This is a genomic window from Streptomyces gelaticus, assembly GCF_014649535.1.
In the GTDB taxonomy this organism is placed as follows: domain Bacteria; phylum Actinomycetota; class Actinomycetes; order Streptomycetales; family Streptomycetaceae; genus Streptomyces; species Streptomyces gelaticus.
Window position 1 is genome coordinate 171,136 of record NZ_BMTF01000009.1, and the last position, 9,552, is coordinate 180,687.

Sequence of the window (9,552 nt, forward strand, 5' to 3'; positions counted from 1 at the left end):
CGGCGTCCGCGATCTCGCGGCGGGTTCGGGTCACCAACTTGGCGAAACAGCGTGGACTCAGCCCTGTGCACGGGTGATCCAGGAGGGCTCCGACGTCCTGACCACACCAGACATGCCGAGATCACCGCTCCGGGTGGAGTCGACCACGGTCGCGGGGAATCCAGTGCAGGTCCGGGCTGCCCAGTCGGCCAAGTGCCGTCGCCACGAACGCGGCGGCTTCGGACGTCGTCGGCCCTGTACGTCCGTCACGTTGGTGGGCGATGGCCGCAGCCACGACCGCGTTGGCCCCGTGGCGCGCCAGGTACCATTCGCCGCCGTCGAGCTTGGAGCACAGCTGCCCGTCATCGGCGAATCGCAGTGCACGGCAGGCGTTGAGGACGGCATACGTTGTGTTTGCATGGTCCAGTGCCCACTGCAGTTCGCTGACCATCGAGGCACCGACGCGGTCGGCAGGAACCGGTCCGAAGACCTCGGCGGCCGGGGGACCGTAGACGGCGAGCGCATGTGCCCGGCACACGGCGCAGTGCAGGACCAGATCGGTGTCACCGGCATGGTTGATTCCGGGGATGATCAGGCGCTCGGTCGCACTGGCGCGGATGTGGACCTCGAACGGACAGGAATCGAGGCCGGCCGCAGTCGCTGCGGTGATGACACTCATCTCCAGTCCTGTGCCGGGGCACTGCGCTGCGGTCTTCACCACTGCCTCGCCCATGGCATGCTGGTCCACCTCGGTGCCGGGCTCAGCGACCACGGCCAGCACATCCACGTCACTGCGCGCAGCACGAAATCCCCCCAGCACGGCCGAGCCATGCACATAGACACCAATCAGGTCGGGGCGCACGCAGGCGAGGGCGGCTGATACCTCAGCGACATAACGGACGACGTCAGAAGGAACAAGACCATCGGGAGTCACGGAGCTGAGCATACTGGCGACTCGCAGGGCGCGGCAGGCGTCATCAGGGGCCCTCACCACGGGTCCGTCATCCCACTTGCAGGACAACCTTTGATGTCCTCTCAGCGGTTCGGTGACCGTCGCACAGTCAGTACTGCCACGTCGTCGTGCTGGCCGCTCTCCCCGGCGAACGCACGCGCGTCGTCGTAGAGCGCACGCGGCAGGTCGGTGGGGGAGAGCGACACGCGCCGGGTGAGACTCTCAGTGAGCGGGTAGAACGCTCCGTCCGCGTCGCGGGTCTCGGTGAGTCCGTCCGTGGTCAGCAGCAGGGTCGCGCCGGGCGGGAAAACGAACCAGTCGACCGTCGCGGGTTCGTCGGCGAGCTCGGCGAGACCGAGGGGAACGCCGGACGTGAGCGCCAGTGTCGTGACGGTGGAGTCCTGCAGCACCTGTGGCAGGACGTGACCGCAGTTGACGGCCTGCACCTCTGCACCTGCGTCGATGTTGAGGATGAGCGTGGTGACGAACCGTTCGTCGTCGCCGGTCTGCGCGGCATAGGAGTTGTGCCGTACGACGGAGGCGTCCAAGGCTTCGACGAGCGCGGTCAGGGTCGGTTCCTGGTGGGCCGTCGCACGAAAGGCGCCGATGACGGCGAACGCGGCGCCGACCGCCGGGAGGCCCTTTCCCTGGACGTCACCGATCAGCACCCGGGTGCCCCATGGTGAGTTGACGACATCGTAGATGTCTCCACCGACCAGACGGTCCTCCTGAACGGGCTCGTACACGCCGTTCACGAGGACGTCGTCGGTGAGCATGGGCAGGGGGCGCAGGATGTGGCGCTGCATCGCGGCGGCAGTGGAGCGCAGCCGCATCATCTCCTGCTCACGGCTGATGCGGCGATGGCACGCGTAGACGGAGGCCGCACCCAGGACGAGGGTGAGAAGAACCATGAGGATCCTGTCGAGCCACGGCCGCCCGTCCCCCTGTCGGACCAGCATGGTGACGATGACGACGAGTCCGGTCCAGGCGAACACGAACTTCGTCTGGCGAACGGTGCACAGTGCTGATGCCGCCCCCGGGAGGAAGACGAGAAGCCCGAGCAGCCACACCGGTGACTGCGACAGGGCTCCCAGAATCATCACCAGCAGGGTCACCGAGGCAACGGCGATCACGACTTCGGCCTCGCTCGGCGGTGCGATGGCCTCGACCGGACGCACCGGCTTCTTCGAATGCTTGCGTAGCACGGGACCTCCGGGGCAGATGGGGCATTTGCCCCTTACCGTAAGCAGGCCCGACCGCGTGGCGGCCCACGCCTCGCCGGACGGCCGTGCCCTCCCGGCCCGGCTCCGGGCCAGTCCCGCCCGGCGCCCGCTCTGCCGCCTCTGTTGTCAACCTCTGCCCAGGAGCTCGTCAGGGAGACCGGGCTGGAGCGGGCCGGTGACAGCCGCAGAAGACCAGCGCTCCGGTCCAGATCCTGATTCGCGAGAACGGGGCGGTTGCGGCAGGGGTGTTGGTCATGCCGTGCGAACCCATGGGAGGCTGCGCTGCTTTTCAGGAACAGCGTTGCTGACGGGTTCCGGAGTCAGTTGGTGACTGTCCGGTCGGGGAATGTCGAGCAGAAATGGCGGCGTCGCCGTGAGGTGGTGAGGAAGAGGGGAGGCGGGAGCCAACCTCCCGACAGCAAGATGTCTGCCGCTCGACAGCCGATGGGAACGGGCCCCATTCATGGAGAGGATCGAGTCATGGCACGACCTTCCCGGTACCCGCTTGAGCCCGGTCGCCGTGACCGATTTCCGGTGGGCGCCGGCTGGTGGTGCGCCAAGGCCCGTGCCACCAGGGCGGCGGGCTCGGGGCGTGCCTGCAGCGCCTTCAGGACCAGCAGCCACCACTGGTGCAGCCGGTCGGAGAGTTCCTCACGGTCCGCCATCTCCTCGGTGAGGTCGTACAGCCCGAAGAACGCGCACACCAAGGTCGTGGCGGTGCCCGACGGCTGGACTTCGTCAGCCAGTTCGCCTTCGGCGCGCGCCTCGGCCAGAAGGCGCGTGACGGCAGCCGCCCAGATGGCGAAGGGCGTGGGTATGGCGACGTCGATGGTGCGGCGCTCAGCCCACAGACGCGCGCCGGCCCGGGTCATGACGTCGTCGCGCAGCGCCTTGGCGATATCGAAGCTGAGGGCGACCAGCTTCTCCAACGGCGGGATCCCGGGGGTGGCATAGCGGTCGGCCAACGAGGGCCAAGCTGCGAACTGTTCGCGTACGACGGCCAGTGCGAGCTTCTCCTTGCTGGAGTAGTGGAAGTAGACAGCCCCGCTGGTGCGCCCCGAGAGGTCGCCGATCTCATTGATGCTTGTCCGTGCGTACCCTTGTTCGACGAAAAGGTGTGCTGCGGCTTCCAGTAGAGACCTGCGCGTTGCGCGTGCCCTGTCCTGCATGTGTGTTCCGCCTTCGTTCGCCAGTACCCATTTTCCTGATCCGGGAAGGTCGTGCGCCGTGGTGCACTGACGGCGCTCCGTGCCGTTAATGCGTGGAGATTATTATTGGTCTTGGGTAGTTCGTGAGTACGGTCAATGGAAGAAAGTCGCGCTTCGTCGGTGCTGCCGAGCGTTGCCACCGGTCTCCGGGATACGGCATCGTCTGTCAAGTCACCTTGATGCAAGGGCAGTTGGAGGAGTGCGGGGCCTCACTGCCCACCGCCGGATTTCGCGCATGCCTCGCGATTACTTGGTAATGAGCGTGGCGTCAAACACTCGAAATGATGATTGCGCCCTCTCGGTCGCGAAATTAACGTAGTCATCACGATGTTTCTGGGTTCTTCCGGTGAAGGCCGGACGATGTCCACCGCTGGAGGGCCCGGAGGCGAAGCATCAGCCTTCACGCGTGGTCGAGCGGGGATCGTTCGACGGCGCACCTTCTGCGGCCGAGCGGGCCTTTCCGCGGTCCCCTGCTTGCAACTGCGGGCACCGACGACGCGGGGCGGCACGCTCTTCGAGAACGGCAGGCAAATGACACCTCGTCACATCTTCACTTGGTCCCCGGCTGCCATCGTCTTCGACTGCGATGGAACCCTGATGGATACCGAACGACACTGGCAGGATGCGCGTAGCCGGGTCTTCGTGGAGTTCGGGCTGACGCCCCGCCCGGGTTTCGCCGAGCGGGCCAAGGGCGTGCACTACATCGAGTGCGGCAGCCTCATGGCCGGAGAGTCCGGGAAGCCGCAACTAGCCGACGACATGACGCGTGCGCTTCTGAGACACTTCATGGCGCTCGTGGCCGAAGACCCCGTGACCATGCCGGGTGCGGCGGCGCTGGTCCGCCTCGCCGCCCGCCATATCCCGCTCGCGGTTGCCAGTAACTGCCCTTTGGACGTGGTCGAGTCCAGCCTCTCCCGGGTCGGCCTGCTCGGCTGCTTCGCACATGTCGTCGTCGCGGGTGACGGACTGCTGCCGAAACCCCATCCGGACGTCTATGCCACCGCAGTCCGTCTGTGCGGCGTGCGGCCTGAGGACGCGATGGCTGTGGAAGACTCGGTCACCGGCGTCGAGTCGGCCCGGAGAGCAGGCATGCGCGTGCTCGGCGTGGGACCTCGGCCGGCTGATGAGAAGGCTGACCGGGCCGATCTGTGGCTGCGTACTCTGGCTGATCCGGAACTCCAGGCATGGGCCCAGGCCTGGGCGGACGGCACTGCCTAGTACTACGCTCTCCACGCCCAAGCCATTGTGCAGCACAAATGGAGACGACCTGCTGGAGTACCAGTAGTCCAGCCGCAGATCGTGATCTTCATGTCGCTTTCGCGGATTGCCGACGACAATGGCCGGCCTGGGCTCGGGCCTGGTATCGGTATCGCCAGACGTCGTCCCTCCCCGTGGGGAGGCCTGGAGGCTTGACAACGTCATGGGGAAGTCCGTTGTGGGCGAAGGTCGGGATCCTGTTCCTGGCGGGCCGGACGAAGGAGGCCCTGGATCTGGTCCGTCGGGACGAAGCCGGCTGTGCCTCGAATGCCGAACGGTGTGACACAGTCCGCGTAGTGCGTCCTCGAACCCGTCGGTGGGAGCGGGGCGCCGTCGGCGGCGATCCTGGCGTCGCCGAGCGTTTCCAGGAGTGCGTGGCCGTATTGCGATTCATCCCGAAGTGTCAGGCAGGCCAGGAGTGCCACACACCAATGTCACGCAACACTATTGGGCGGTGTCGGAGACAGAGGGGCGAGGAGTATCTGCGCCGGACTGTGAGCTGAGCTCGGCCTGCCGCGGGGGCTACTGGATCCCCTCCCTGCCCCTACGGCTAAAGTGCGACGAGTGTTCGATTCGCCGTGAGGCGGAGGGGGAGGGGTTTTGAGCGCGCAACTGAGGGAAACCGCCGGTGAGTTGGCGGAGGTCTTGTGGCGAGAACACACCGTGTACCGGGAGCGGTCCGGCGGTGTGGTCATTCGGGGTGAGCATGTACGGCGGTGGATCAGCCTCGCTCCGGCGGGCGGCCGGGACGAGGTCCTCGTACGCGTGGGGCGCATCCTGGACGGCGGCACCACTGCTCCGGCGCGCTCGGAGGCCGTGGTTCCCCTCTCTTCCAGTACAGGCGTGCTCGCTGCGACCTGCCGTCGCCTGCTCGCCGAGGCGGCGGCCGATACGGCGCTGGTTGTGCCGCGGGCAGCGCCTGGGCGGTCCAAACGCTCCGGGAAGGCCGCGCGGCCCAAAGTCACTGGGAAACACACCAGCTTCGGTTCATTGGTGATTCTTGCCTGTGTCGCCGGTGTGGTCGCCCTCTATGTCTACAGCACTGCGATGCGGGGTTAGGCATTGCTTCTCGGTTCCATTCAGGACCCGGCTCGTGGCGCCCTCCCGCGCGACGGCCGCCGGCCCGCCGCATCCTGCCGCGAGCGGGCTCGCGTCGTCCCGCGCGACAAACCTCGTTGCAGCTGCATCGCCCGGCTGCCAGGTACCACTGCCAGCACCCCCTGTCGGCAGTGGCATCGGCTCCGGGACGGTCTGTCCACCACTGTTCAGGTCTCACACCCGCACCGGCGTGTGGCTCGGGTCGCTGCCCAGCTTCGTAGGTCAACCAGCGTTCATCCAGGGCTCATTGACGGTAGTCGTCCACCGCTGCTGTAATCCAATCGCCCCTGAAAAGCGGCGTTCCGCATGGCAGAGAAAAGGGAGGGTGGGATCAGATGATGCTGGGCAGGATCTCGGCGGTCGTGGCGATCGCGGCCGCGACATTCATCGGGAGTGCGGCGTCTCCCGCGATGGCCGCGACCTGGACACGCACGGCGGACTATCAGCGATGGACAGGGCTCAATGCGCTGGAGCGCGGGCAGGGCGTGGCGACGGACGGGACGTATTTCTACTATGCCGGGCCCGGCGGGATGGTGAAGGCCACCGTCGCCAACGACTCGGAGGTCGCATCATCGATGGCCCCGATCCCCTGGGGGCTGAGCGGGACGTACGGCAGCGATCACATTGGGGACGTGGAGAGCTACGGCGGCTATGTGATCGCGCCGATCGAAGATGGTGGCAGTGGCTACCAGCATCCGCTGCTGGCGCTGTACAACGCGAGTGACCTGAGTTACACGGGCCGCTATGTGCAACTGCCCCTTGCGCAGATGCCGGGCGGGGTGCCGTGGGTCGCGGTGGACGCTGCTGTGGGACTGATCTACACCTCGCCCTGGGATCAGGATGCCGCGCAGGGTACGAACAAGCTGGTCGCCTACAGCCTGAACGACCTGCTGAACCTCCCGGCCGGTTCAACGCTTCCTGTGGTGAAGACAGTGACACTGTCACAGCCCCTGAGCAGGATCCAGGGCGCCGCGATGTGGCAGGGCAAGCTCTATGCCTCCGTGGACGACTCGGCGAAGTCGGTCTACTCGATCAACACCAGCTCCGGTCAGGTCGCCTACGAGTTCCACCAGGACGTGGAGTCCGGAGACGAAGTTCAGGGAATCGCCGCCTGGGACTTCGGTGCATCGGGCGGTCAGTTGCACATCGTCAACGTGGGATCGGGCTGGAAGTCGATCTTCCTCTATCTGCAGCACTACACCCGGACCGGCTGAACCGGGGCAGCATCAGGAATTCATGGAGCGTGAGACGGTGTCCTGCACCGTGATCGCGTTTCCGGCGCCGACTGTGCCTACCTCGACGACGGCACGCTGCGGGCTTCGACCTGGTCATCGGTGCTGATGGCGCTTGGTCAAGTACCCGGAAGGCTCTCTCCGAGGCGGATCCCGCTTATCTCGGCAGGACGTTCGCCGAGGCATACATCAACGATGCAGAGGCGCGTCATCGCGGCGTCGGACTCCTGATCGGCAGCGCCGGCATGGTGGCAGAGGCGGGCGCCAAGGCCATGATGGCCCGGCGCCACAGCAACGGCCGTGTGCTCCTCCGCGCCGGATATCGTGCACCGGAGAGTTGGCACACCGCGCTCGACCTCGCAGATGCAGAAGAGGGATCAACTCGCGGCCGATGCCGGGCGCGCGGTACATCTGGCACGACCCCGGTGAGTTCGTGGCGGCGTTGTCGGACGTCATGGCGACATGACGCAAGCGCTGCCCCGGTCGCTGCAGCGGCATGTTGTCCAGGGCCGCAGCAACGACCGGGGGAGGGTGAGTCAAGTGGTGCTCGCGGGGCGCGATGCGTCTCCACAGAGGGGGCGACGGTGACACCCCAGCCGATGCCGGAGGTTGTGCCACCCGGCTCGCGAAAGCCGCACGGCGTCCGGAGACGCCGAACAGCCTGCTGTTGTTGAACGTGATCAGCCCGTGAGCGCGTTCAGCAGCGGCAGATAGCCTTCGCTGTGCCCGGCCTTGTTCGGATGGTAGGACTCGTTGATCTTGTTCCACTCCAGGCTCGTCACCCAGACCTGGGCGTCGGCGCAGATGGTGTGCGGGTCGAACGCGGCACGAGGGTCGAGGAAGGTGAAACCGGCCTTCGCGGCCTCGGCTGCCAGAACCGAGGCGAGGGTGTCGGCGGCCGAGTTGAGGGCCGTCCGCTCACGGTCGCTGAGCCCGAAGATGCCGCAATTGCCGCCGATCGTGTACAGCCGTGGGTAGCCCACCACCACGACCTTGGCGTTCGGCGCCTTTGCCCGAATCGCCGCGTACGTGTTCGTCAGAGCAGTCGGCAGACTGCTGGTCGCGGCGGCCTTGGCAGCTTCTGCTCCGGCGATGCAGTCCTTGTCGTCGACGGTGAGGATGCAGTTCGTCAACACATCGACGAAACCGACATCGTTGCCGCCCACCTGCACCGTCACCAGTGTGGTGTCCGTGGTGAGCTGTGGTACCTGCTGACTTGTCAGCTCTGCGGTGGTCGCCCCGGAGCACGACGCCTCCACGAAAGAGTACGAGGGGTGTTGTCGGGCCCACAGCCGGGAGTACGTCGACGGACCGCGACGGCATGGGTCGTCAGGGTTGTCGTATTCGCGTGTGCCGGGCGCGACGGCGTAGGAGTCGCCGAGTGCCACATACTTGCCGGCGGACGACGGCTCGCGGTCCGCGGCGTACGCACTTGGGGCAACGGGGACCGCAAGGCAGACAGCAGCCAGTGAGAGGGAAAGGGACGCGAGGCGTCTGCGGGCTCTGGACGAGCGCATGCTTCACTCCTGGAGTGTGGGGGACTGGGCAACCTGTTGGACCAGTCGGGCAGCCAGCGGTGCTGGACGACTGGGAGTTGGAGTTCGGCGGTGTGCGGAACGAGGGTGCTTCCCGGCGGGTGGCCCCGGGGCCATGAGCCGCCCATGCGGCTCGGTGACCCGACGGCGCGGGAATCGGATCGCTCGGAGTGTTCGAGGAGCGTCAGCTCTGAACTTCCGCGATCAGGGCCAGGGCTTTGGCCTCGCTCTCGTCGTACCGGTCCGGGAACGCCGACCGCTGCACGCTCTGCGCCAGTTCGCCCGCCGTGAAGTCCGGGTTGTCGGCATCGTTCGGAACGGCCTGGTCCAGGAATGCGTTGGTGGCATGCACCGGGTCCATGCACTCTTCCGGGGTGCCCCAGCCTTGACTCGGGCGCTGCTGGAAGACGCCGAGCGAGTCGCGGTCGCCACAGTTGAGATTGTTCATGTGGGACTCCACCCAGCCCGTCTCGAACGCAGCGAGCAGCACCTTGTCGGTGACGCCGCGCTCGACCGCTGTCCGGAACACGGTCCGGGTGATGTCCAGGGCGCGGTCAGCCGGGACGGCGCAGCGCGTGTCCCGGAGTTCGGCATTTGCGCGGTGGCGTGGGGCGTCGGTGGTGTCCGCGAAAGCGATCCCCGCAGGCGCGCTCCCCGCGAGCAGAACTCCTGCTGCCAGGCCGATCACTGTACGTGTGAATGTGCTGGGAAGCCGTAATCGAAACTTTTTGGGCAGGCTGAACATTGCAATATCTCCTCCCAGCTCCCGCCTCTGGCCACCGAAGCGGGAGCTGTTTGTGTGTGTGGGGGGCGTGCTAATTCGGCGGACCGTATCCCAAGTGGCGTGTACGCGTCAATGGTTTCGCTGTCGACTTCGAGAGGCTTTTCAGCCAGTCGGCGCGGTGGTGCTTCTTGGGACTTTTGTGGAGCTGGAGTTGCTGATCAGCATGGATGGATGCTCGCGCAGCCCTGTCTGAATTGGTATGGGTGCGCCATACAGGGTTGGCGCAATTCATGTGATGCGGGAACCCATGGTGCGTCTGGTCTCGGTCGTCCGCCCCTGTTGCG

General features: G+C 66.3%; 8 protein-coding genes. 3 read left to right on the forward strand and 5 right to left on the reverse strand.

What is annotated here, in order from left to right:
- Positions 1-121: 121 nt before the first annotated feature.
- The 3 genes from IE107_RS16265 to IE107_RS16275 all read right to left on the reverse strand — a co-directional run bounded on the left by IE107_RS16265 (position 122) and on the right by IE107_RS16275 (position 3,323).
- The gene (locus IE107_RS16265) at positions 122-913 is read right to left on the reverse strand and encodes an aminoglycoside adenylyltransferase domain-containing protein (protein ID WP_189544470.1); all 792 of its coding nucleotides are present in this window, start codon (positions 911-913) and stop codon (positions 122-124) included.
- A 101-nt stretch (positions 914-1,014) separates the two neighbouring features.
- The gene (locus IE107_RS16270) at positions 1,015-2,136 is read right to left on the reverse strand and encodes a PP2C family protein-serine/threonine phosphatase (RefSeq protein ID WP_189544471.1); all 1,122 of its coding nucleotides are present in this window, start codon (positions 2,134-2,136) and stop codon (positions 1,015-1,017) included.
- A 479-nt stretch (positions 2,137-2,615) separates the two neighbouring features.
- Positions 2,616-3,323, reverse strand: coding sequence for a ScbR family autoregulator-binding transcription factor (locus tag IE107_RS16275; protein ID WP_189544472.1), 708 nt, complete (start codon positions 3,321-3,323; stop codon positions 2,616-2,618).
- A 570-nt stretch (positions 3,324-3,893) separates the two neighbouring features.
- Between IE107_RS16275 and IE107_RS16280 the strand changes: the two genes are divergently transcribed.
- From IE107_RS16280 to IE107_RS16290, 3 genes are all read left to right on the forward strand, one after another.
- Positions 3,894-4,580, forward strand: coding sequence for an HAD family hydrolase (locus IE107_RS16280; RefSeq protein WP_189544523.1), 687 nt, complete (start codon positions 3,894-3,896; stop codon positions 4,578-4,580).
- Between the two features lie 639 nt (positions 4,581-5,219).
- Positions 5,220-5,678, forward strand: a complete 459-nt coding sequence (locus IE107_RS16285; protein WP_189544473.1) for a hypothetical protein — start codon at positions 5,220-5,222, stop codon at positions 5,676-5,678.
- 374 nt (positions 5,679-6,052) lie between these two features.
- The gene (locus IE107_RS16290) at positions 6,053-6,931 is read left to right on the forward strand and encodes a hypothetical protein (protein WP_189544474.1); all 879 of its coding nucleotides are present in this window, start codon (positions 6,053-6,055) and stop codon (positions 6,929-6,931) included.
- A gap of 698 nt (positions 6,932-7,629) precedes the next feature.
- Here the strand turns inward: IE107_RS16290 and IE107_RS16295 are convergent.
- Positions 7,630-8,466 (reverse strand): SGNH/GDSL hydrolase family protein, encoded by an 837-nt coding sequence (locus IE107_RS16295; protein ID WP_189544475.1) that lies wholly within the window; start codon positions 8,464-8,466, stop codon positions 7,630-7,632.
- 202 nt (positions 8,467-8,668) lie between these two features.
- Positions 8,669-9,229, reverse strand: a complete 561-nt coding sequence (locus tag IE107_RS16300; RefSeq protein WP_189544476.1) for a hypothetical protein — start codon at positions 9,227-9,229, stop codon at positions 8,669-8,671.
- Positions 9,230-9,552 lie beyond the last annotated feature (323 nt).

Bases quoted from the DNA above. Each gene is read 5' to 3' on its own strand.
- IE107_RS16295 (WP_189544475.1), bottom strand. From the start codon at position 8,466: ATGCGCTCGTCCAGAGCCCGCAGACGCCTCGCGTCCCTTTCCCTCTCA.
- IE107_RS16280 (WP_189544523.1), top strand. From the start codon at position 3,894: ATGACACCTCGTCACATCTTCACTTGGTCCCCGGCTGCCATCGTCTTC.
- IE107_RS16300 (WP_189544476.1), bottom strand. From the start codon at position 9,229: ATGTTCAGCCTGCCCAAAAAGTTTCGATTACGGCTTCCCAGCACATTC.
- IE107_RS16290 (WP_189544474.1), top strand. From the start codon at position 6,053: ATGATGCTGGGCAGGATCTCGGCGGTCGTGGCGATCGCGGCCGCGACA.
- IE107_RS16275 (WP_189544472.1), bottom strand. From the start codon at position 3,323: ATGCAGGACAGGGCACGCGCAACGCGCAGGTCTCTACTGGAAGCCGCA.